The organism is Mycobacterium sp. FW102-FHT13B02 (assembly GCF_058790275.1).
The window spans coordinates 389,900-411,812 of sequence record NZ_JBYTCM010000001.1 but is presented as its reverse complement, the minus strand read 5'-3'; the positions used below and the strand labels follow the sequence as shown (position 1 = coordinate 411,812).

The 21,913-nt window shown below is 68.2% G+C and carries 23 protein-coding genes; 8 read left to right on the top strand and 15 right to left on the bottom strand.

Going from position 1 to position 21,913, the window contains the following annotated elements; genetic code table 11:
* Positions 1–28: 28 nt before the first annotated feature.
* Positions 29–1,000: a bifunctional riboflavin kinase/FAD synthetase gene (locus AC3WTE_RS01980; RefSeq protein WP_492435193.1), complete on the bottom strand. Its 972-nt coding sequence runs from the start codon at positions 998–1,000 to the stop codon at positions 29–31.
* An 80-nt stretch (positions 1,001–1,080) separates the two neighbouring features.
* On the opposite strand from AC3WTE_RS01980, the gene mntR reads away from it, so the two are divergent.
* Positions 1,081–1,791, top strand: coding sequence for a manganese-binding transcriptional regulator MntR (mntR, locus tag AC3WTE_RS01975; protein WP_492435191.1), 711 nt, complete (start codon positions 1,081–1,083; stop codon positions 1,789–1,791).
* 4 nt (positions 1,792–1,795) lie between these two features.
* Here mntR and AC3WTE_RS01970 read toward each other — a convergent pair whose 3' ends face one another.
* Positions 1,796–2,347 carry a TetR/AcrR family transcriptional regulator gene (locus AC3WTE_RS01970; RefSeq protein ID WP_492435189.1) on the bottom strand — a complete coding sequence of 184 codons (552 nt, stop codon included), beginning with the start codon at positions 2,345–2,347 and terminating at the stop codon, positions 1,796–1,798.
* 93 nt (positions 2,348–2,440) lie between these two features.
* On the opposite strand from AC3WTE_RS01970, the gene AC3WTE_RS01965 reads away from it, so the two are divergent.
* Complete coding sequence (locus AC3WTE_RS01965; protein ID WP_492435187.1) at positions 2,441–3,373, top strand: aldo/keto reductase; 933 nt, start codon at positions 2,441–2,443, stop codon at positions 3,371–3,373.
* 3 nt (positions 3,374–3,376) lie between these two features.
* Here AC3WTE_RS01965 and truB read toward each other — a convergent pair whose 3' ends face one another.
* The 3 genes from truB to pptH are packed head-to-tail and all read right to left on the bottom strand — an operon-like array spanning position 3,377 to position 5,920.
* Positions 3,377–4,279 carry a tRNA pseudouridine(55) synthase TruB gene (truB, locus tag AC3WTE_RS01960; protein WP_492435185.1) on the bottom strand — a complete coding sequence of 301 codons (903 nt, stop codon included), beginning with the start codon at positions 4,277–4,279 and terminating at the stop codon, positions 3,377–3,379.
* On the bottom strand, positions 4,276–4,941 hold the full coding sequence (gene pptT / locus AC3WTE_RS01955; RefSeq protein ID WP_492435183.1) for a 4'-phosphopantetheinyl transferase PptT: 666 nt from the start codon (positions 4,939–4,941) through the stop codon (positions 4,276–4,278). Before pptT ends, truB begins: the two co-directional genes overlap by 4 nt.
* 31 nt (positions 4,942–4,972) lie before the next feature.
* Positions 4,973–5,920, bottom strand: a complete 948-nt coding sequence (pptH, locus tag AC3WTE_RS01950) for an ACP phosphodiesterase PptH (RefSeq protein WP_492435482.1) — start codon at positions 5,918–5,920, stop codon at positions 4,973–4,975.
* A 156-nt stretch (positions 5,921–6,076) separates the two neighbouring features.
* Here pptH and AC3WTE_RS01945 point away from each other — a divergent pair, with 156 nt between their 5' ends.
* On the top strand, positions 6,077–6,658 hold the full coding sequence (locus AC3WTE_RS01945; RefSeq protein ID WP_492435480.1) for a DUF3558 domain-containing protein: 582 nt from the start codon (positions 6,077–6,079) through the stop codon (positions 6,656–6,658).
* 59 nt (positions 6,659–6,717) lie between these two features.
* On the top strand, positions 6,718–8,364 hold the full coding sequence (locus AC3WTE_RS01940; protein ID WP_492435181.1) for a CocE/NonD family hydrolase: 1,647 nt from the start codon (positions 6,718–6,720) through the stop codon (positions 8,362–8,364).
* Here the strand turns inward: AC3WTE_RS01940 and AC3WTE_RS01935 are convergent.
* Together AC3WTE_RS01935 and AC3WTE_RS01930 are read right to left on the bottom strand one after the other, a co-directional pair.
* Positions 8,353–8,901: a DUF1802 family protein gene (locus tag AC3WTE_RS01935; protein ID WP_492435179.1), complete on the bottom strand. Its 549-nt coding sequence runs from the start codon at positions 8,899–8,901 to the stop codon at positions 8,353–8,355. The two genes, AC3WTE_RS01940 and AC3WTE_RS01935, sit on opposite strands and share 12 nt — an antisense overlap.
* Positions 8,898–9,164 carry a DUF2277 domain-containing protein gene (locus AC3WTE_RS01930; protein ID WP_492435177.1) on the bottom strand — a complete coding sequence of 89 codons (267 nt, stop codon included), beginning with the start codon at positions 9,162–9,164 and terminating at the stop codon, positions 8,898–8,900. The genes AC3WTE_RS01935 and AC3WTE_RS01930 overlap by 4 nt, the downstream gene beginning before the upstream one ends.
* Before the next feature lie 71 nt (positions 9,165–9,235).
* Between AC3WTE_RS01930 and AC3WTE_RS01925 the strand changes: the two genes are divergently transcribed.
* A complete protein-coding gene (locus AC3WTE_RS01925; RefSeq protein WP_492435175.1) occupies positions 9,236–9,982 on the top strand; it encodes an enoyl-CoA hydratase in 747 nt (248 codons plus the stop codon).
* A gap of 195 nt (positions 9,983–10,177) precedes the next feature.
* Here the strand turns inward: AC3WTE_RS01925 and AC3WTE_RS01920 are convergent, their stop codons facing one another.
* From AC3WTE_RS01920 to rimP, 7 genes are all read right to left on the bottom strand, one after another.
* Positions 10,178–11,476, bottom strand: coding sequence for an MATE family efflux transporter (locus AC3WTE_RS01920; protein ID WP_492435173.1), 1,299 nt, complete (start codon positions 11,474–11,476; stop codon positions 10,178–10,180).
* 85 nt (positions 11,477–11,561) lie between these two features.
* The gene (locus AC3WTE_RS01915; protein WP_492435171.1) at positions 11,562–12,569 is read right to left on the bottom strand and encodes a DHH family phosphoesterase; all 1,008 of its coding nucleotides are present in this window, start codon (positions 12,567–12,569) and stop codon (positions 11,562–11,564) included.
* Positions 12,538–13,014 carry a 30S ribosome-binding factor RbfA gene (gene rbfA / locus AC3WTE_RS01910; protein ID WP_459369688.1) on the bottom strand — a complete coding sequence of 159 codons (477 nt, stop codon included), beginning with the start codon at positions 13,012–13,014 and terminating at the stop codon, positions 12,538–12,540. Before rbfA ends, AC3WTE_RS01915 begins: the two co-directional genes overlap by 32 nt.
* Positions 13,015–15,879, bottom strand: coding sequence for a translation initiation factor IF-2 (infB, locus tag AC3WTE_RS01905; RefSeq protein WP_492435168.1), 2,865 nt, complete (start codon positions 15,877–15,879; stop codon positions 13,015–13,017). It abuts the gene before it with no gap.
* 133 nt (positions 15,880–16,012) lie between these two features.
* Positions 16,013–16,219: a DUF448 domain-containing protein gene (locus AC3WTE_RS01900; RefSeq protein ID WP_492435166.1), complete on the bottom strand. Its 207-nt coding sequence runs from the start codon at positions 16,217–16,219 to the stop codon at positions 16,013–16,015.
* A 167-nt stretch (positions 16,220–16,386) separates the two neighbouring features.
* On the bottom strand, positions 16,387–17,451 hold the full coding sequence (gene nusA / locus AC3WTE_RS01895; protein ID WP_492435164.1) for a transcription termination factor NusA: 1,065 nt from the start codon (positions 17,449–17,451) through the stop codon (positions 16,387–16,389).
* Positions 17,448–18,002 carry a ribosome maturation factor RimP gene (gene rimP, locus AC3WTE_RS01890; protein WP_492435162.1) on the bottom strand — a complete coding sequence of 185 codons (555 nt, stop codon included), beginning with the start codon at positions 18,000–18,002 and terminating at the stop codon, positions 17,448–17,450. The genes nusA and rimP overlap by 4 nt, the downstream gene beginning before the upstream one ends.
* A gap of 181 nt (positions 18,003–18,183) precedes the next feature.
* Between rimP and AC3WTE_RS01885 the strand changes: the two genes are divergently transcribed.
* From AC3WTE_RS01885 to AC3WTE_RS01875, 3 genes are all read left to right on the top strand, one after another.
* Positions 18,184–18,720, top strand: coding sequence for a hypothetical protein (locus AC3WTE_RS01885; protein ID WP_492435160.1), 537 nt, complete (start codon positions 18,184–18,186; stop codon positions 18,718–18,720).
* The gene (locus AC3WTE_RS01880; RefSeq protein WP_492435158.1) at positions 18,717–19,184 is read left to right on the top strand and encodes a ferritin-like domain-containing protein; all 468 of its coding nucleotides are present in this window, start codon (positions 18,717–18,719) and stop codon (positions 19,182–19,184) included. Before AC3WTE_RS01885 ends, AC3WTE_RS01880 begins: the two co-directional genes overlap by 4 nt.
* A 120-nt stretch (positions 19,185–19,304) precedes the next feature.
* The gene (locus AC3WTE_RS01875; RefSeq protein ID WP_492435156.1) at positions 19,305–20,009 is read left to right on the top strand and encodes a putative endonuclease domain-containing protein; all 705 of its coding nucleotides are present in this window, start codon (positions 19,305–19,307) and stop codon (positions 20,007–20,009) included.
* Between the two features lie 116 nt (positions 20,010–20,125).
* On the opposite strand, the gene AC3WTE_RS01870 is transcribed toward AC3WTE_RS01875, so the two are convergent.
* Positions 20,126–21,871, bottom strand: a complete 1,746-nt coding sequence (locus AC3WTE_RS01870) for a proline--tRNA ligase (protein WP_492435154.1) — start codon at positions 21,869–21,871, stop codon at positions 20,126–20,128.
* Between the last annotated feature and the right edge of the window lie 42 nt (positions 21,872–21,913).

The following is a 21,913-nucleotide window of genomic DNA, read 5'->3' as shown; positions in this document are numbered from 1 at the left end:
GCGCGTCGGGCAGTTTATCAGGAAGCTACTACGGAACCAGAATCGTGCGAGCCCGCTGCGTATCGCGATCCATGGCCACGATGAGGTCATCGATCGAGTTGAATCTCTCCTGGCCGCGGATGCGCGAGACGAAATCGACTGCGACGTGCTGCCCGTAGAGGTCTGCCTCGGTGTCGAGCACGAAAGCCTCGACGGTGCGGGTGCGACCGGAGAACGTCGGATTGGTGCCGACGGATACCGCGGCCTGGTAGCGCTCCCCCGGCGTCACGGTACCGACGGAAGGGCCATGCCCCAGCACGGTGAACCAGGCGGCGTAGACGCCGTCGGCCGGGATGGCCGAGTGCATCGGCGGGGCGACGTTCGCGGTCGGGAAGCCCAGCCCGCGGCCACGGCCGTCGCCGCGGACGACGACACCCTCCACGCGGTGCGGCCGGCCCAGGGCCTCGGTCGCGGCGACCATGTCACCGGCGTCCACGCAGGACCGGATGTAGGTGGAGGAGAACGTGACGGTCTCGGCCTGATGATGTTCGGCCACCAGCGAGATGCCCTCGACGGCGAACCCGAAGCGCTCCCCGGCCTTGCGCAGCAGCGGCACGTTGCCGCCGGCCTTCTTGCCGAACGTGAAGTTCTCACCGACCACGACCTCGAGGACGTGCAGGCGCTCGACGAGCAGCTCGTGCACGTAGCGATCAGGGGTCAGCTTCATGAAGTCGGTGGTGAACGGCATCACCAGGAAGACGTCTACGCCCAGTTCCTCGACCAGTTCGGCCCGGCGCGTCAGCGTCGTCAGCTGGGCCGGATGACTGCCCGGGAGTACCACTTCCATCGGATGCGGATCGAATGTCATCAACACGGTGGGTACCCCGCGGGACCGACCCGCCTTCACCGCGTGGCTGATCAACTCAGCATGTCCACGGTGTACGCCATCGAATACCCCGATGGTGAGCACACATCGGCCCCAGTCCGTGGGGATCTCGTCCTGCCCACGCCAGCGTTGCACGACCGCAAGCCTACGGCGCGGCCGCGCGGCAGGCACCGTGAGATCCCCGGATCAGGTGACCATTGCCTAAACTTTGTGCTGTGAGTCCTGCAGACGACGCTGGCAACCCGCCGGATCTATCCCCGGTCGCCCAGGACTACCTCAAAGTCATCTGGACCGCCCAGGAGTGGTCACGCGAGAAAGTCAGCACGAAAATGCTGGCCGAACGCATCGGTGTATCGGCCTCGACGGCCTCCGAATCGATCCGCAAGCTTGCCGATCAGGGTCTGGTGCACCACGAGAAGTACGGCGCGGTGACGCTGACCGACACCGGGCGCAGCGCGGCGCTGGCCATGGTCCGCCGCCACCGGTTGATGGAGACGTTCCTGGTGCGCGAGCTCGGCTACGGCTGGGACGAGGTGCACGACGAAGCCGAAATCCTGGAGCACGCGGTCTCGGATCGCATGCTGGACCGCATCGACGCCAAGCTTGGCTTCCCGACCCGGGACCCGCACGGCGACCCGATTCCCGCGGCCGACGGTCAGGTGCCGACTCCCCCCGCCCGGCAACTGTCCGCCTGCTCGGACGGTGACGCCGGCACGGTGGCCCGCATCTCCGATCACGACCCCGAGATGCTGCGGTACTTCGACAGCGTCGGGATCACGCTCGATTCACATCTGCGGGTGGTGGCCCGGCGCGACTTCGCCGGAATGATCTCGGTGGCCGTCACGGCTGCCGACGCCGTGAACGACGACACGACAACCGTCGACCTGGGCAACCCTGCGGCCCAAGCCATCTGGGTCGTCGCTTAGCCGATCAGCGAGTGGTCACCAGTCCGGCCAGCAGCAAGTCGAACATCCGCCCGCACTGTTCAGCCGACGCACTGGCGAGGATGATGCCGAGAAGTCCGGTGACGACATCGTCGGCCGGCACATCCGCGCGCAGGCTGCCGTCGGCGGCGCCGGCGGTGAGCAGTGCGCCTACCGCGCCGACGACCCCGGCGCGGGTGTCTCCCGCCGTCACCGCACCCGAATCGAAGATCGCTTTCAGCGATTCGGCCATGCCCCGCTTGGCGGCCACGAACATCGCATAACGGTCCATCCACAGCCGCAGCGCCTCGACCGGCGGATGGGTACGCAACAGCTCCTGGGCCGTCGCGGCCACCTCCGCCAATTCGGCGCGGTACACCGCCTCGACCAGCACTTCACGGCTCGGGAAATGCCGGTACAACGTCCCGATACCGACGCCGGCATCACGCGCTATCCGCTCGAGTGACACCGGACCGCCGGCTGTGCCGAATGCCAGGGCCGCCACTTCCAGAATCCGTTCCCGGTTGCGGCGGGCATCAGCGCGCACAGCGTCAGCCATAGCGGAGGGTCCTCCGTTTCTGCTAGGTTGAACCAACCGGAGGTGCCTCCGATTCACTTGAGTATCCCAGACCATCAGATCTCAGGAGCGACGATGACCGATACGACACATCCCGGCGGCCTCGGTGCTATCGGTGGCCTACCGGTAGCGCGGATCGGATACGGGGCCATGCAACTGCAGGACGCCGACTCGCCTGACGACGCGGTTGCGGTCCTGCGCCACGCGGTCGACCTCGGCATCAATCACCTCGACACCGCGTCGTTCTACGGCGGCGGAACGGTGAATGCCTTGATCCGACGAGCGCTCCGGCCGTACCGCGACGACCTGGTCATCGTGAGCAAGGTCGGTGCCGTGCACGTCCCGGATGGACCGTTGCCACTGGCGGCCGCCCAGAAGCCCGCGGAATTGCGCGCAGCAGTCGAGACGGACCTGAATCAGCTTGGCCTGGAACAGATTCCGGTGGTCAACTTGCGACGATTGGATCTGGGCCCCGGACTGCGCGCCGAGCGTGATCAGATCGTCGACATCGACGACCAGCTGGCCGAGATGATCGCGCTGCGCGACGAGGGCAAAATCGGCGCAATCGGCCTGAGCGGGGTGCCGGTCGAGACGGTTCGTCACGCACTGCCAGCAGGTATCACCTGCGTTCAGAACGCCTACAGCGTGCTGGACCGATCGCAAGAGGACACCCTGAGGCTGTGTGCCGAAGAGAGCGTCGCCTGGGTTCCGTTCTTCCCACTGGGATCGGCGTTCCCGGGCTTCCCCAGTGTCGCCGATGATCCCTCGGTGCGAACGGTGGCAGAGCGAATCGGCGCCACGCCGGCCCAGGTCGGCCTGGCCTGGTTGCTGGCGCACGCCCCGAACACCCTGCTGATCGCTGGTACCCGATCGATCGCCCATCTGGAGGACAACGCCGCCGCCGGGTCGATTCAGCTCGACACCGAGGCCCTCAGCCTGCTGGACGCGGCGGGTGCCACGACGGCCCGGCCACACGGCGCAGAACCGTTTCTGGCCGCCGGCGACTGACCTTCAGAGCGTCGCGGGCCGGAGCACCACAACCGATCGGGTGCGTTTGGGTCCGTCCTCCAGCAGGGCGATCACCTGCCCGTCGGCAGCCGTCGCCGCGTAGGTCCCATCGATGCCGGCCGGCTCGAGGGCCCGCCCGTGCCGGGTGTCCTCGGTCTCGGCGTCGGTCAGGTCGCGTCGCGGGAAGCCCAGCAGGCAGGCCGCGTCCAGCGAGTAGCTCAGCTCCGCGGCGTCCGTCAGCTGCTCCAGGGTGCGGGCCTCGTCCAAGCCGTAGCGACCGACCTTGGTGCGCCGCAATGCCGTCAGGTGCCCGCCCACGCCGAGAGCCGAACCGACGTCACGCGCCAGCGCTCTGATGTATGTACCCGACGAGCAGTCCACGGTGACGTCGACATCGACGAAGTCGTCAACGTGCCGCACCGCGTCAACGGAGAACCGCTCGATCCGCACCCGCCGGGCCGCCAGTTCCGGCGCCTTGCCTTCGCGCACCAATTTGTAGGCCCGCTCGCCGTCGACCTTGATGGCGCTGACCGCGGACGGCACTTGGTCGATCTCGCCACGCAACGTCGCCACCGCGGCCTCGATCTCTTCGGCGGTGACATGAGCCGCCGAAACAGTCTGCAGCACTTCACCTTCAGCGTCCTCGGTGGACGTGGTCTGCCCGAGCCGGATCGTCGCGCGGTACGTCTTGTCGGTGGCCGTCAGCAGACCCAGGATCTTGGTGGCCCGCTCGATCCCGACCACGAGCACGCCGGTGGCCATGGGGTCCAATGTGCCGGCATGCCCGACCTTGCGGGTACCGAACAGTCGACGACACCGGCCGACGACGTCGTGGCTCGTCATCCCGGCGGGCTTGTCGACGATCACCAAGCCAGGCGGCGGCGCCGGCCGCGAAGCCGTCTTCACAGCGAGATCGCCGTCAGGACCAGGCCGTTGGATACCGTGAACCGCCCCGGCAGTTCGGTCAGCGGCGGCCCGAACTCGGCTGCCGGGTCGATGAGAATCCGCGACAGGAATGTGCCCGAGCTGCCCGTCGAATCCAGCTCGAAAGTGATGTGTGCATCCTCGAATCCGAGCCAGCGGTGCGTCAGCGGGAACCAGGCCTTGTACGTCGCCTCCTTGGCGCAGAACAGGATTCGGTCCCAGTGCAGGTCGCCTTCCAACATCCCGATGGCGCTCTGCTCGGCGGGTAACGCGATGGCGCCGAGCACCCCTTTGGGCAGGACCCCGTGGGGTTCGGCGTCGATACCGACCGAGCGCACCTGCGTGGCCCGGGCCACCACCGCGCCGCGGAAACCCTCGCAGTGCGTCAGGCTGCCGACGATGCCGTCGGGCCAGCACGGTTCGCCCTTGTCGCCCTTGAGGATCGGAACCGGGCCGACGTCGAGCTTGCCCAATGCCTCACGGGCACAATGCCGGACCGTGATGAACTCGTTGCGGCGCTTGGCCACCGACCGGGCGATCAGCGGCTCTTCCTCCGGCAGCGGCACGAGATGGCCCGGGTCGGAATACGTCTCTGCAGTGGCCACCACGTCGGGCAGCACCTGCGTCAAAAGAGAATCGCTCACTGGGCCACTCGGTTCTTCGCGCAAGCGCTCATCACAATCGCCTCGAATTGATCCGGTCCTGCATCTTCTGCGCGTGCTCCCGCATCTCCTGGGTGATCTCGAAGTGACCACCGAAGTCGTTGAGGTAGCCCGGCGGGTACTGGGGGTCCGGCAGGATTTGGCGCATCCACCGATAAGGCTTGCGGCGCCGCCACTCTCGCGGGTAACCGACGGAGACTTCCTCGAACCGCACCCCGTCGTACCAAGTGGTGCGCGGGATGTGCAGGTGGCCGTACACCGAGCAGATGGCGTTGTAGCGGGTGTGCCAGTCCTTGGTCGCCGTGGTGCCGCACCATAGCGAGAACTCCGGGTAGAACATGGCATCGCAGGGTTCACGCACCAATGGGAAGTGGTTGACCAGGACCGTCGACTCCATCCAGTCCAGGTCGTCGAGCTTCTTGCGGGTGATGTTCAGCCGGTCGCGGCACCACGCGTCGCGCGTCGCGTATGGCTCGCTCGACAGCAGGAACTCGTCGGTGCCGACCACATTGCGCTCCTTGGCCAACGCCAGCCCCTCGGCCTTGGTCGCGGTACCCGCAGGCAGGAAGGTGTAGTCGTACAGCAGGAACATCGGCACGATCGTCGCCGCGCCGCCCGGACCGGTCCAGACCGGGAACGGATGCTCGGGCGTGACGATGCCCATCTGGTCGCACATGTCGACCAGGTAGTCGTAGCGGGCCTTCCCGAAGATCTGCACCGGGTCCTTGTTGGTGGTCCACAGTTCGTGGTTACCCGGCACCCAGATGACCTTGGCGAAGCGCTTACGCAGCAGGTCCAGGGACCACCGGATGTCGTCGGTGCGCTCGGCGACGTCGCCGGCGACGATCAGCCAGTCGTCCGGCGAGGCAGGGTGCAGCGACTCGGTGACCGGCTTGTTTCCGGTGTGCCCGATGTGCAGGTCACTGATGGCCCAAAGGGTCGGCTGGGTCGACACAAAAATTCAGCGTACTTGGGCGGCAGCAACCACCGCTGTCCTGCCAACCGTCCCGCGCACCGGGAGAAACTAGAACAGGTTCTCCCTTCCCGTCCGGTGTGACGCAGGCGACTTGTAGACTCCCCGCAGTATTGCTCGGATCTAAGGGGTGTCATGGCAGCGATGGCCGGGAAACTGCGTCTGTTGTCGGCGGTGTGTGCGCTCGTGACAGCAGGCGTGGTGGTCACACAGACCAACCCAGTGACACCAACCGGCGGCAACGTCGAGTTGCGTTCCACTTCTGCCCCCATGGCCCCGATCAGCAGCACCATCAAGTCGCCGATCATCTCCACCACGAATCCCAGCCCGTTCGATCCGTGCGACCAGATCCCGCTCGACGCCATCAATGGCATGGGCCTGGGCTTCACCCCGCCCGACCATGAAGACGGCCTGCGCTGCCACTACGACGCCGGCAATTACCAGATGGCTATCGAGCCCATCGTCTGGCGCACCTACGAGCAGACGTTGCCGGCCGACGCCGTCGAGCTGACCATCGCCGGACACCGCGCCGCCCAGTACTGGATCATGAAGCCGACCGACTGGAATGACCGGTGGTGGGTGACCTGCATGATCACTTTCAAAACCAGCTACGGCCTGATCAACCAGTCGCTCTTCTACTCGCCGATCGAGTCGCCCGAGCGCCCGGACTGCCTGCAGACCAACCTGCAGCGCGCCAATCAGCTGGTGCCGTTCTACAAGTTCTGATTGCGGGTCGCCCACGAGCTCGCGGTCGGCGCTCGGCGGTACGGATCGGTACCCTCCGAATGGTGAGCTCCCGAATCGCCCATCTCGGCTCCCGGTTGCTGAGCCGCGTCCTCGACGTCCCGCCTCCGACGACCGACTACACCGTCAGCCGCGTCACCACCCCGATGCGTGACGGAGTCGAACTCGTCGGTAGTCACTACGCCCCCACCGGAACCGCCAAGGGCACCCTGCTGGTGCGGTGCCCCTACGGTCGCGGCTTCCCGTTCGGCCCGGTGTTCGGCGCGGCCTACGCCCGGCGCGGCTATCACGTGCTGGTGCAGAGCGTGCGCGGCACGTTCGGCTCCGGTGGCGAATTCGAACCGATGGTCAACGAGGTCGCCGATGCCGTGGACACCGCGGCCTGGCTGCGGGATCAGCCGTGGTTCACCGGGTCGTTCGCCACGATGGGGTTGTCGTACCTCGGCTTCACCCAGTGGGCGCTGCTCAGCGATCCCCCGCCCGAACTGAAGGCCGCGATCATCAGCGTCGGCCCCCACGACTTCGCCGAATCAACTTGGGGCACAGGCGCATTCACGCTCGATAACTTCCTGAGCTGGAGTGACATGATGGCGCACCAGGAAGAAGCCCCGCTCGCCGTCATTTTTCGGCGGTTCCGGGCACCGCGCCTGGTCGCCCGCACCCATATGCAGGCACCGGCCGGGGCCGCCGCACGCCGGCTGCTGGGTTCCGGCGCGACCTGGTACGAATCGTGGCTGAGCCACCCCGATGGCGCCGACCCGTTCTGGGAGAAGATGGTGTTCACCGACACGCTGGACAAGGTCGACGTGCCGGTGCTGCTGATCGGCGGCTGGCAGGACCTCTTCCTGGAGCAGACGCTGACGCAGTTTCAGCGTCTGAAGTCACGCGGCGTGCCCACCGCGGTCACCATCGGGTCGTGGACCCACACCCAGGTGATGGCCCGCGGCGGGGCCACGGTGCTGCGCGAATCGCTGGCCTGGCTCGACAGGCATCTGGCCGAGCGCGCGGAGGCTCCCGAGCGAGCTGCCGTCCGGGTCGAGGTCACCGGGCAGGGCTGGCTGACCATGCCCGACTGGCCACCGGTTGCCACCGACCTCGAGCTGTACCTGCAACCTGCGCACCGGCTCGGGACCACCGCGCCCGCCGATACCGCACCACCGTCGCGGTTCACCTTCGATCCGGCGGCGCCGACGCCCACGCTCGGCGGCCGGCTGCTGTCGTCAGCGGCGGGCTACCAAGAAGACTCCGCACTGAGCCGGCGGCCCGACGTCGTCGACTTCACCGGTGAACCTCTCGCCGCGGACCTGTACCTCATCGGCACCCCGGTGATCGACCTCGCGCTGTCCTGCGACAACCCCAACCGGGACATCTTCGTCCGGCTCAGCGAGGTCGATGCAAAGGGCAGGTCCCGCAACGTCAGCGACGGATTCCGCAGGCTCACAACGCCTTCGGACCAACCCGAAACCCTGCGGCTCGAGCTCGACGCCGTTGCGCACCGGATCCCGGCGGGGTCGCGGCTGCGGGTGATCGTCGCGGGCGGCTGCCATCCCCGCTATGACCGCAATCTCGGCACCGGCGAGCCCGTCGTCTCCGGCGAGCGCATGGCGCCGGCCACGCACACGATCCATCACGGTGCGGGCGGGGTGTCCCGGCTGCTGCTGCCGACCGTGGCGCTGTCAGCCGACTGAGTCGCGCACCCGCTGAGCAATGGCGGCGAGCGACGCGTCGTCGTACACCGGCGGTCCCCACTCAGGCGTGACGGGCAGATTCACCCAGCTGCGGCAGCCTGCGTAGTCCGGGGTACGCGGCAGCCGCACCGGGGCGGCAAGCGGTTTCGCCTGTACCACCAGCACCGTCAGCCGGTGCCGGGGCCGAAAGTCCAACCGGTCGTTCTGCACCGACGCGCCGGTCCAGATGTGCAGATCAGCGATGGCCTCCAGCTGGTCCGGACGCTCGACCGCCACGGCGGCAGCGATTTTCGCGCCGCCACGCAGTACCACCTCGGTTTCGGTGCTGTCCCCCGCGGCCCGCTCCAGCAGATCGCTGAACTCGGGCCGGACGCGCTCGGCATGGCTGTGTTCGACCGTCGGGAAGAAGACGAACTCCGGCGCCGATATCGCAAACCGCTTCTCACCGATGCCGCCCTTGCGCAGCAGTACCGTCTGCCGCCCGTCGAGCAGCGCCTGCACCGCCGCGCCCCACTCCTTGAGCGCGGGCGAATTCACTTGGCGGCCAACCTCGCCTGCACCTCGGGCCGCCGCAACGGCGGCACGGTCTTGGGTGGCTGCCGCCGGGCCGGCAGCTGGTTCAGCAGACTCTCGGTGACGGCCGTGACCTCGGCCACGGCCGCCTCGAAGGCGTCGACGTTGGCGGCGGTGGGACGGGTGATCCCGCTGACCTTGCGGATGTACTGACGTGCGGCGGCCTCGATCTCCTCGGCCGTGGCAGCCGGCTCCAGGCCACGCAGTTCGGTGATGTTGCGGCACATGGCCTCCACGATAGGCCCGCCCGGGCCGCAAGTTACGGTGTCGGTGGGTGACCGCAAAGCAAGGAGCCAACGTGACCGACGTTCTACTGATCGACACCACCGACCGGGTACGCACCCTGACGCTGAACCGGCCGAAGTCCCGGAACGCGCTGTCCTACGAACTTCGCGATGCCTTCTACGGTGCGCTGCGCCAGGCCGAGGCCGACCCAGATGTCGACGTGGTGATCCTGACCGGTGCCGATCCGGTGTTCTGTGCCGGCCTGGACCTCAAGGAGCTCGGGGAAGGCGCTGTTCTGCCGGACATCTCACCGAAGTGGCCGAACATGACCAAGCCGGTGATCGGTGCGATCAACGGCGCTGCCGTCACCGGTGGTCTGGAGCTGGCGCTGTACTGCGACATCCTGATCGCCTCGGAGAACGCCAAGTTCGCCGACACCCACGCACGGGTCGGACTGCTGCCGACCTGGGGTCTGAGTGTGCGACTGCCGCAGAAGGCCGGTGTCGGACTGGCCCGCCGGATGAGCATGACCGGCGACTACCTCTCGGCGGCCGAAGCGCTGCGGGCCGGGCTGGTCACCGAGGTCGTGCCGCATGACGAGCTGCTACCGACCGCGCGGCGCGTCGCGGCCTCGATCGTCGGCAACAACCAGAACGCCGTTCGCGCGCTGCTGGATTCGTATCACAAGATCGACGGTTCGCAGACCGACGCCGGCCTGTGGATCGAAGCCTCGTCGGCGCGGGACTGGAACAGCGCCGTCGGCAACGACATCGCCGCCAACCGCAACGCCGTCATGCAGCGCGGCCGCAGCCAGGTCTGATCACCACCGTCGCCTGCCATCTCCCGTCGCCCGCCATCTCCCGCGAGCGTGCGTGTCTGTCCCCGACACGCCGCTGCCGAGGTGTCAGAGCGTCCCGCTCGCCAGCCGTGAGCGGGACGTTCCGGCACGGAACCCGCGGCGTGTCGTGTGTAAAACACGCACGCTCGCGCGAAGTGGGCAGAGCGGTCAGAGCGGTCAGAGCCAGCGGCCGGACAGTGCTCGCCAGCCGACAAATATCAGCCGCAGCACCAGGAACGTGCTCAACCCGGACCAGATGCCGGCGAGGCCCCAGCCGAACGCCAGCGACAGCCAGATGAGCGGCAGGAAGCCGACCAGCCCGCTGATCAGTGTGGCATTGCGCATGAACTTCGCGTCGCCGGCGCCCAGCAGCACCCCGTCGAGCGCGAAAACGATTCCGGCGATGGGTAATTGGGCCACCATGAACCACCACGGGATGCCGATTTGAGCCCGCACCGCGTGGTCGTCGGTGAACACCGCCGGCAGCACGCCGGCGCCCAGGGCGAACACGGCGGCCAGCACCGTTGCCGCGGCAGCCGAGTACACCGTGACCCGTCGCGCCACAGCCTTAGCGTGCCCCGGCTCCCCTGCCCCGAGGGCAGCACCGACCAGTGACTGCGCTGCGATGGCCAATGAATCCAGCACCAGCGCAAGGAAATTCCACAGCTGTAGGACCACCTGATGGGCGGCGACGGCGGCCGCGCCGAACCGCGCTGCAACCGCACCGGCAGACAGGAAGCACACCTGGAACGCCAGGGACCGCAGCACCAGATCGCGGCCCATGGTCAGTTGTGCGCGCAGCACATCGGGCCGTAGCCGCAGCGAAACCCGTTCGGAAAGCAGCGCATACCCGAACAACGCCGCGGCGACCCACTGCCCCACCAGGTTGGCCACCGCCGAACCCGCCAGCCCGAGCCGCGGCAACCCGAGCCACCCGAAGACCAGCAGCGGACACAGAATCGCCGAAATACCCACGCCGACAAGCACGTACCGCAGCGGACGGGCCGTGTCCTGCACACCGCGCAGCCAGCCGTTGCCCGCCATGGACATCAGGATCGCCGGGACGGCCAGAATCGCGATGCGCAGCCACGGCAGTGCCGTGACGGCGATGCCGCCACGAGACCCCGCGATGGCCGTCAGCAGAAACGGTGCACATGCCTGCACGGCGACCACGATGAGCAGACCGACGCCCAACGCCAGCCAGGTGGCCTGCACGCCCTCGCCGACCGCGCCGGACCGGTCACCGGCACCGAAGCTGCGGGCCGAGCGCGACGTCGTGCCGTACGACAGGAACGTCAGCTGTGACCCGACCAGACTCAGGATCAGGCCGCCGACCGCCAGACCGGCCAACGGCAGTGCACCGAGGCGGCCCACCACCGCGGTGTCCAGCAGGAGGTAGATCGGCTCGGCCGCGAGCACCCCGAGAGCCGGGAAGGCCAGTGCCGCGATGCGACGGCCGGTGACCTCGGTGGTCATGATGTGCACCGTCGTCGGCGACGAGCGTGCGCGACATGCACACCACATTCGGCGTGTCGGCGTACAAACACGGTCGCTCGCGGGATCAAGAGAGCGCGGCGATGAGGGCCGCGACGACGTCCTCGGTGGTTCCGGTCGGCGAGTAGCCCGCCGCGAACCGGTGACCGCCGCCGCCGAACGAACTGGCCAGCACCGACACGTCGACCTCGGTCTTGGCACGCAGCGACACCGACCACTCGCCGGGCGCGATCTCTTTGAGCACCGCCGCCACCTCGGCCTCGGACGTGGTCCGGACGATGTCGATGATGCTCTCGACCTCTTCCGACAGCGCACCCGCGAATTCGTGATGTGGCACAACGGCGTACACCAGCCCCTTGCCGCCGGCGGCCTCAGGCACCAGGCAAGCCGTGGACAGCACCCGGGACAGCATGGGCAGCCACGAGTACGGATGGGTGTCGAACAGCGCACGGCTCACCGCGCCATTGTCGACGCCGATGTCCAGCAGCCGCGCCGCCAACCGGTACGCCCGGGCACTGGCCCACCGGAACGAACCGGTGTCGGTCGTCAGCCCCGCGTACAAGCAGTGCGCCACCGGCAACTCGATCGGCTTACCCCAGGCGTCCAGCAATTCGGCCACCAGCATGGTGGTCGAATCTGCCGACGGATCAACGTAATTCGCGCTGCCGAACAACCGGTTCGAGGCGTGATGATCGATCACCAGCACCTGCCTGCCGGGGTCGGCCAGTTTCGCCAGCGAACCCAGCCGGTTGACGCTCGGAACGTCGACGGTGACCACCAGGTCGGCGTCGGTCCGCATCTGGTCCGGCGGCACCAACAGGTGCCCACCCGGCAGCGTCTGCAGCGAATTCGGCACGGTCGCCGGAGCGGCGAAGCCCACCTGGACGCCCTTGCCGCATTCCTCTAGGACCAATGCGAGCGCGAGGCCCGCCCCGATGGTGTCGGCGTCTGGGTACACGTGGGCAACCACGCTGACGCTGTCGACCGCACCGAGCAGATCAGCCGCAGCGCGCGCGTCAACCCGCGCGCCCTGCGGCCGGATCTCAATCGTCGGTTCGATCGCGGTCACCTGCATCCTCGGAATCGCTGTCCCCCACCACACGGTACGGATCGGCGTCACCGGCGTGCGTGGCACCTTCACGGATTCGAGCCACATCCGCATCCGCGGCACGAGCCCGGGCCAACAGCTCCTCCATCTTCAGAGCCGCATCGGGCACGGTGTCGCGCTCGAAAGTCAGCGTTGGGGTGAACCGAACTCCGGTTCCCGCACCGACTTTCGTGCGCAACGCACCCTTGGCCTTCTCCAGGGCAGCCGCGACGCCGTCGTAATCCGGCTCCTCGTCGAGGCTGGTCCCGATAACGGTGTAGTACAGCGTGGCGTCGTGCAGATCACCGGTCATCTTGGCATCGGTGATCGTCACGCCGTCGAGCCGCGGATCCTTGATCTCGTATTCGATCGCCGATGCGACGATCGTCGAGATGCGCTTGGCCAATCGCTTGGCGCGTGCTGGATCTGCCACCTACGTACGAGCCTTCTCAACGAGTTCGTACGTCTCGATGACGTCGCCTTCCTTGATGTCGTTGTAGGTCAGCGTCAGACCGCATTCGTAACCTTCGCGCACCTCGGTGGCGTCGTCCTTCTCGCGCTTGAGCGAGGACACCGTGAGGTTCTCGGCGATGACGATGTTGTCGCGCAGCAGGCGGGCCTTGGCGTTACGCCGCATGAGGCCCGACTGCACGAGGCAACCAGCGATGTTGCCGATCTTCGACGACCGGAAGATGGCGCGGATCTCGGCGCGGCCGAGCTCCTTCTCCTCGTAGATCGGCTTGAGCATGCCCTTCAGCGCACTCTCGATCTCGTCGATGGCCTGGTAGATCACCGAGTAGTACCGGATCTCCACGCCCTCGCGGTTCGCCAGCTCCGTCGCCTTGCCCTCGGCACGGACGTTGAAGCCGATGATGATGGCATCCGATGCCGACGCCAGGTTGACGTTGGTCTCGGTGACGCCACCGACACCGCGGTCGATGACGCGCAGTTCCACCTCGTCGTCGATCTGGATGCCCATCAAGGCCTCCTCGAGCGCCTCGACGGTGCCCGAGTTGTCGCCCTTGAGGATCAGGTTCAGCTGGCTGGTTTCCTTCAGCGCCGAATCCAGGTCTTCCAGGCTGATGCGCTTGCGCGAACGTGCGGCCAGCGCGTTGCGCTTGCGCGCGCTGCGCCGGTCGGCGATCTGCCGGGCGATGCGGTCCTCGTCGACGACCAGCAGGTTGTCACCGGCACCCGGCACCGACGTGAAGCCGATGACCTGAACCGGACGCGACGGCAGAGCGTCGTGGACGTCCTCGCCGTGCTCGTCGACCATACGACGGACGCGACCGTAGGCGTCGCCCGCCACGATCGAGTCGCCGACCCGGAGCGTGCCGCGCTGGATGAGCACGGTGGCCACGGGGCCGCGACCGCGGTCCAGGTGTGCCTCGATGGCCACACCCTGGGCCTCCATGTCGGGGTTGGCCCGCAGGTCCAGCGAGGCATCCGCCGTCAGCAGCACTGCTTCGAGCAGCGCGTCGATGTTGGTGCCCTGCTTGGCCGAGATGTCCACGAACATGGTGTCGCCGCCGTACTCCTCGGCGACCAGGTTGTACTCGGTCAGCTGCGCCCGGATCTTCTGCGGATCCGCGCCTTCCTTGTCGATCTTGTTGACCGCCACCACGATCGGCACGTCAGCGGCCTGAGCGTGGTTGATGGCTTCCACCGTCTGCGGCATGACGCCGTCGTCGGCGGCGACCACCAGGATCGCGATGTCGGTGGCCTTGGCACCACGGGCACGCATGGCGGTGAACGCCTCGTGACCCGGGGTGTCGATGAACGTCACCAGACGCTCGTTGCCGTCCAGCTCGGTCAGCACCTGGTAGGCGCCGATGTGCTGGGTGATGCCACCGGCCTCGCCCTCGCGGACGTTCGCCTTACGGATCGTGTCGAGCAGTCGGGTCTTACCGTGGTCGACGTGGCCCATGACGGTGACCACCGGCGGCCGGCTGGCCAGGTCGTCCTCGTCGCCGGCGTCCTCGCCGTAGGTGAGGTCGAACGACTCGAGCAGCTCGCGGTCCTCGTCCTCCGGGGACACGACCTGCACGACGTAGTTCATCTCGCCGCCCAGCAGCTCGAGGGTCTCATCGCCCACCGACTGGGTGGCGGTCACCATCTCGCCCAGGTTGAACAGCGCCTGCACCAGCGAAGCCGGGTTGGCGTTGATCTTCTCGGCGAAGTCGCTCAGCGACGCGCCGCGAGCGAGGCGGATGACCTCACCGTTGCCGTGCGGCAACCGCACGCCACCGACGATCGGGGCCTGCATGTTCTCGTATTCGGCGCGTTTTGCGCGCTTCGACTTGCGGCCACGACGGGGCGCGCCACCGGGACGCCCGAAGGCACCCGCGGCACCGCCGCGCTGACCGGGACGACCGCCGCCGCCACCGGGGCCACCGCCACCGGGAGCGCCGCCGCCACCGGGACGACCGCGGAAGCCACCACCGGCACCAGCACCGGCACCGGCACCGGCACCTGCGCCACCGCCGCGGTAGTTACCGCCGCCACCGGCACCGCCGGGACGAGGGCCACCACCGGCACCACCGGGACGCGGACCACCACCGGGACGCGGACCACCCGGACGACCGACGGCACCCGGACGGGCACCCGGCGGACGCGGGGGCATGTTGCCCGGCGTGACACCCGGACGCGGGCCACCGCCCGGACGCGGGCCACCAGCGCCGGGACCCGGACGCGGACCACCGGGACCGGGAGCCGGACGCGGGGCCGGGCGTTCGACCGGCTGCTGCGAAGAGAAGGGGTTGTTGCCGACGCGCGGTGCCCGCGGAGCCGGCTTGGGTGCGCCAGGTCGCGGACCCGGCGTCGCACCCGGAGTGGCCGGACGCGGCTGGGCCGGAGCGGCCGGTGCGGCCGACGCTGCGGGTGCCGGAGCGTCGGAAGCAGCCGGAGCAGCGGGCGCGCTCGGAACCTGGGGCCGCGGCACGCCGGGCTTGGGACCACCGGCCGCGGGAGCTGCCGGTGCGGGTGCCGTGGCCGCAGCCGCGGCGGGAGCCGCCGGTGCGACGGGCGCGGCTGGTGCCGCTGCCACGGGTGCCGGCTTCGGGGCACCGGGCTTCGGGCCACCGGACGGCCTGGCCGCCGCGGGGGCGGCCGGTGCCTCGGACTTGGCGGGCTTGCCGCCGCCGAACGCCTCACGCAAACGGCGTGCGACGGGCGCCTCCACAGTGGAGGACGCAGATTTTACGAATTCGCCCTGTTCGCTCAGCCGGGCGAGTACTTCCTTGCTGGTCACACCGAGTTCTTTTGCCAACTCGTGTACGCGTGCCTTACCTGCTGCCACTTCTCTCCTCATCGTGAGGCGTCAGCGGTGGGTAGGCCGCGCCTCGGTTTAGCTATGACGCATGGTCATCGGGACTTCACGGTGTGCTCATGTTCTTCGCTACCTGTTCTGTTGCTGTGGTGTTCAGGGTCCGTCAGGCGGATAAGGCACTGAAGAACTCTTCCACCTCAGAGGTGTCCGGCGAACCGGTGATGCGCAACGCTCGGGCGAATGCGCGCCGCCGAACTGCCGCGTCGAGGCACTGCTGAACCGGGTGCAACCACGCACCCCGACCCGGCAGGTTACCCGCTGAATCGACCGAGACGGCGCATTTACCATCCCCGTCGCGTACAGCTGCCACTCGAAGCAAGTCGACGGCCAGCTCTCGTTTCCGGCAGCCGATGCAGGTACGCACCGGAGCTGTCGGAGTCTCGTGCTGGATCACAGTGCAGTCTACCGTCTCGGGGCCCGTGAACTTCAATCGCGGTCGCGGCCCCGACACGCCGCCGGTTACTGCGGGTTTTTGCCTCAGCGGTCGCGACCGGCGCCATGGCCCGCCGACCGGCCGCCGGCGTCTGCCTCCCGGGCCCCGGTCGGTGCCCCCTGAACGTCGGCGTCGCTGCGGATGTCGATGCGCCAACCGGTGAGCCGGGCCGCCAGGCGGGCGTTCTGGCCCTCCTTGCCAATAGCCAGTGACAGCTGAAAATCAGGCACCACGACCCGCGCCGCGCGCTGCGCCTCGTCGATCACCGTCACCGACACGACCTTGGCCGGCGACAGGGCGTTGGCGACGAACTTCGCCGGGTCCTCGTCGTAGTCGATGATGTCGATCTTCTCGCCCGAGAGCTCGCTCATCACGTTCCGCACGCGCTGACCCATCGGCCCGATGCAGGCGCCCTTGGCGTTCAGCCCCGGGACGCGCGACGCGACCGCGATCTTGGACCGGTGCCCGGCCTCACGCGCGACGGCGACGATCTCGACCGACTCGTCGGCGATCTCGGGGACCTCCAGCGAGAAGAGCTTGCGCACCAGGTTCGGGTGGGTCCGCGACAGCGTGATGACGGGTTCGCGGGCGCCGCGGGTCACCCCGACCACGTAGCAGCGAACACGGTCGCCGTGCACGTAGCTCTCCCCCGGCACCTGCTCGGCGGCCGGGATCACGCCCTCGGAGCCCTTGGCTTCCGTACCGACCCGCACCACGACGAGGCCGCGGGCGTTGGCCCGGGCGTCGCGCTGGATCACGCCGGCGACGATGTCGCCTTCACGGGCCGCGAACTCGCCGTAGTTCTTCTCGTTCTCGGCATCGCGCAGCCGCTGCAGGATCACCTGACGCGCGGTGGTCGCCGCGATGCGGCCGAATCCCTCGGGGGTGTCGTCCCACTCGTGGATGACGGTCCCATCGGTGTCGGTCTGCCGCGCGATCACCCGCACGATGCCCGACTTGCGGTCGATGTCGATGTACGCGTCGGGCTCGTGCCCTTCGGTGTGGCGGTACGCCGTCAGCAGCGCCGTCTTGATGGTGTCGACGACGACGTCGACGGTGATTCCCTTGTCCGCCTCGATGGCATGCAGTGCCGCCATGTCAATGTTCATCCGTCGGCCCCCTCTCCGGTCATACCCGCCAGTTCCATTTCCCGGCGATTGGGTGGTGAAAATTCAACCTGTACAACAGCTTTCGCGATGTCCGCGAGTGCGACGGTGGTCACCGACAGCACTCCGCGGTTGGCGACGATCAGTTGGATCGCGTTGCCGTCGTGCTCGCCCAGCCGGCCCGTCAGCGACGTGCCGTCGGCCAGGGTGAGCTCGACCTTGCGACCACGGGCGCGGCGGAAGTGCCGCTCCGCGGTCAATGGACGCTCGACACCGGGCGAGGTGACCTCCAGCACATACGGCTCGGAATCGGCGGTCGCCTGGTCCAGCAGCTCGGATGCGGCGCGTGACAGGTCGGCGACCGCATCGAGGTCCAGACCCGCGTCACCGTCGGCCACCACGACGATCCGTGGCGGGCGCGCGGCGGCGTCCACCCGCACGTCCTCGATGTCGTATCCGGCATCCGCAAAAGCACTGCTGAGCAGCTCAAGCACCTGGCCTGTGGTCGGTAACCGACTGGGTGGCAGCGGTCGTTCCGGCGTGTCCCGGGCCACGGCGAGCTCCTCATCTTGAGTTGTGCGGACAGGGCCCCCAGAAGGGTGAACCCGGTACCAACGATACGCCAGCAGCGCATGGCCGAATGGCAATCCCGACCGCGGCACCGGAGAACATCCGGCCCGACGGTGCCGGGAAGCCGCTGTCGGCAGGGCAGGATGTGGCTGGCAGGATGTGCCTGTGCCGCACACCGAAACCACCGTCAGCCGACGGCGTGTCCTGCTGGGCACGGCGGCGCTGGCGCTGTTCGGCGGCGCGGTGTCGGCCTGTGGATCGACACCCCAGCGCGATCCCGCTCTGGACATCCTGACCGCCGAACTCGACCGCGCTCGCCGCGACAGTCAGCTGGCCACGTCCGCCGCCACCGGTGTACCGCCCCAGCTGGCGCCGGCACTGACTGCTGTCGCGGCACTGCGGGACGCGCATGCCCGGGTTCTCGCCGACGAACTCACCCGAATGGGCAGCCCGCCGGCGGCCACGCCGTCGTCGACCACCGAGACGTCGGCAACCGCGACGTCCTCGGCCACGCCGGGAGCCACGCCGGCACCCGCGCCTCCGACATCCCAGGAAGTCGTTGCGGCGCTGGAACAGGCAGCTGACAGCGCAGGCCGCGCCGCGGCCGGTCAATCCGGTTACCGCGCCGGGCTACTGGCCTCGATCTCTGCCGCCTGCACCGCGGCCCACACCGTGACGCTCGCCGGTCAGGCCACGCCATGACGAGTCCCCAGCCCACCCCGACGCGGCCGGGTAGCGCCTCCGACGCCGCGGTGTACGACGCGATTGCCGCCGAGCACGGCACCATCTACGGCTACGGCCTGGTGTCGGCACACACCACGCCGGACGTCAACGATCTGGTTGCCGAGGCCCTGGCCAAACACCGGGCCAACCGTGAGGCCGGGATCGCGGCGCTGGCGGCACGGTCGGTGCCGGCGCCACTGCCGGCCGCGGGCTATCAGCTCCCCGTCGACGCGAACAACCCGGGCGACGCGGCCAAGCTGGCCCTGCAGATGGAAGAGGAGACCGCCGTCGCCTGGCGCGCGGCGGCAGAGCAGGCCACCACCGCCGAGGACCGGACGCTGGCGGTCAGGGCCCTCACCGACTGCGCGGTGCTGGCCGCCCGGTGGCGTGCGGTGCTCGGCGCGACGCCGGTCGCCGTGGCATTCCCCGGCGGCAACGACTAGCCCCACCTAGGTTCGGCAGGCAGATACCGAATCAGCGTCAATGCCGAGGATTGCTGTCGCATAGCGACCGCAATCCTCGGCGTAACTGGGTTATCCACCGCGTTGTGTCTTGAGTCCGCTTTGTCGATCGAGGGCCCGCTTATCCATGTCGCAGTCTCGCGTCATCGGGCCATGCTGGTCGAACCGGAAGGCGTACGTATCCACCACATCGACCACTTAGACGGACGCGCGCTCTGGAACGTCGGGCCGCCGCGGTTGCGTTATGAGGAAGCTGCCCTTGACGTTGCTTCCCGCGCAACGGGTTTCGATGCCATCGCGGTATTGGCCGATGCCTGCCAGTCGAGACGCACCACCGCAGATCGGCTTCTGCGAGTTCTCGACTCCCGCCAGCGCATTCGCGGTCGGCGGCGACTGCGCGCGGTACTGGTCGACATTGCCGAGGGAACCTGCTCAGTTCTGGAGTACGGATACCGCAATCGCATAGAGCGGGCGCATGGCCTGCCTCGGGCCAAACGGCAGACGCGTTCCGTCTCCTCGGTCGGCGTGGTCTATCGCGACACCGAATACGCGGAACGGCTCGTGGTCGAACTCGACGGCCGCCTGTTTCACGACTCGGCATCCGCGCGGAACATGGACTTCGAGCGTGACCTCGACGCTGCGGTCGATGGCCGGTCAACCGTGCGGCTCACCTATCAACAAGTGTTCGACCGATCGTGTCAGACTGCCGCCAAGATCGCTCAAGTTATGCGACAGCATGGAATCGGCGTCAGTGGGCGTGCGTGCGGGCCGGGATGCGAATACACCCGCCTCGACCTCGCGGCTTGACCCGTCGTCATAGGCCACCGCCGAGGATTGCTGCCACAGAGTGACCGCAATCCCCGGCGTAGCGAGTTGTCCGTACGTACGTCACAGCACAGGCCGCCGATGCGCCGCCGGCCGGACTACCCGGCCAGTGCCGCCGCGATCGCTGCCGCGGCGCCGTCGACCGGCACCTCGGTCTTCTCACCGGTGAACCGATTCCGCAGCTCCACGGTGCCGCCGGCCCAGCCACGGCCGACCACGACGATCCAGGGCACGCCCAGCAGCTCGGCGTCCTTGAACTTCACGCCGGGCGAGGACGTGCGGTCGTCGAGCAGCACGTCGAGGCCGAGCCGGTCCAGCTCACCCGCCAGCTCGGTCGCGCCACTGCGTACTTCCGTGTCCTTGTTCGCGATGACGAGGTGCAGGTCGAACGGCGACACCGAGGACGGCCAGCGCAGACCCAGCTCGTCGTGGTGCTGCTCGGCGATCACCGCGACCATGCGCGAGACGCCGATGCCGTAGGAGCCCATGGTCAGGCGGATCGGCTTGCCGTTCTCGCCGAGCACGTCGGCGCTGAAGGCGTCGGTGTACTTGCGGCCCAGTTGGAAGACGTGTCCGATCTCGATGCCGCGCGCCGAGACCAAGGGCCCGGCGCCGTCGGGCGATGGGTCGCCGTCGCGGACGTCGGCGGCCTCGATGGTGCCGTCCGCCACGAAGTCACGGCCGGCCACCATCCCGACGATGTGCTTGCCCCGCTCGTCAGCACCGGTGATCCACGACGAACCGTCCACGATCCGCGGGTCCACCAGGAAGCGAATACCGTTGTCCAGCAAGGCCTTCGGTCCGACATACCCCTTTACCAGGAACGGGTTGGCGGCGAAGTCGGCATCGTCGAGCAGCGCGTACTCCGCAGGCTCGAGCGCCGCGCCCAGGCGCTTCTCATCGATCTCACGGTCACCCGGCACGCCGATACCCAGCAGTTCCCACTCACCGCCGGGCTGACGCACCTTCAGCAGCACGTTCTTGAGGGTGTCGGCGGCGGTGATCTCCCGGCCCAGACCGGCCGTGTTGGCCCAGTCCACCAGGGTGGCGATGGTCGGAGCATCGGGTGTGTCGTAGACGACGGCCTCGGGTTGGCCTTCGATCGGCAGCGATTCGGGAACCGCGGTGACGACGGCTTCCACGTTGGCCGCGTAGCCCGACTGCAGGCAGCGCACGAAGGTGTCCTCACCGACCTCGCTCTCGGCCAGGAACTCCTCCGAGGCGCTGCCGCCCATGGCGCCCGACACCGCGGACACGATGACGTACTTGACCGCCAACCGGTCGAAGATGCGCTGGTACGCCTCGCGGTGCGCGTGGTAGGCGTCCTTGAGACCGCTGTCGTCGATGTCGAACGAGTAAGAGTCCTTCATGATGAACTCGCGGCCGCGCAGGATGCCGGCGCGGGGACGCGCCTCGTCGCGGTATTTGGTCTGGATTTGGTAGAGCCGCAGCGGGAAGTCCTTGTACGACGAGTACTCCCCCTTGACCGTGAGGGTGAACATCTCCTCGTGGGTGGGCCCCAGCAGGTAGTCGTTCTTGCGGCGGTCCTGCAGCCGGAACAGGTTGTCGCCGTATTCGGTCCAGCGGTCGGTGGCCTCGTAGGGGGCGCGCGGCAGCAGCGCCGGGAACAGAATCTCCTGGGCACCGATGGCGTTCATCTCACTGCGGACGACGGCCTCGATCTTGCGCAGCACCTTGAGGCCCAACGGCAGCCAGCTGTACAGACCGGGCGCGATCGGGCGGACGTAGCCGGCCCGGATCAGCAGCTTGTGGCTCGGCACTTCGGCGTCGGCGGGGTCGTCACGCAGGGTGCGCAGGAACAGCTCGGACATGCGGGTGATCACGGGGGGCCAGCTTAATCGCGGCCCTGCCAGGTGCAGACACAC

Coding starts and splice junctions, on each gene's coding strand:
- AC3WTE_RS01970 (WP_492435189.1), bottom strand. CDS start 2,347: ATGGCTGACGCTGTGCGCGCTGATGCCCGCCGCAACCGGGAACGGATT.
- AC3WTE_RS01965 (WP_492435187.1), top strand. CDS start 2,441: ATGACCGATACGACACATCCCGGCGGCCTCGGTGCTATCGGTGGCCTA.
- AC3WTE_RS01945 (WP_492435480.1), top strand. CDS start 6,077: ATGGCCGGGAAACTGCGTCTGTTGTCGGCGGTGTGTGCGCTCGTGACA.
- AC3WTE_RS01940 (WP_492435181.1), top strand. CDS start 6,718: ATGGTGAGCTCCCGAATCGCCCATCTCGGCTCCCGGTTGCTGAGCCGC.
- AC3WTE_RS01930 (WP_492435177.1), bottom strand. CDS start 9,164: ATGTGCCGCAACATCACCGAACTGCGTGGCCTGGAGCCGGCTGCCACG.
- AC3WTE_RS01920 (WP_492435173.1), bottom strand. CDS start 11,476: ATGACCACCGAGGTCACCGGCCGTCGCATCGCGGCACTGGCCTTCCCG.
- AC3WTE_RS01915 (WP_492435171.1), bottom strand. CDS start 12,569: ATGCAGGTGACCGCGATCGAACCGACGATTGAGATCCGGCCGCAGGGC.
- nusA (WP_492435164.1), bottom strand. CDS start 17,451: ATGAACATTGACATGGCGGCACTGCATGCCATCGAGGCGGACAAGGGA.
- AC3WTE_RS01880 (WP_492435158.1), top strand. CDS start 18,717: ATGACGAGTCCCCAGCCCACCCCGACGCGGCCGGGTAGCGCCTCCGAC.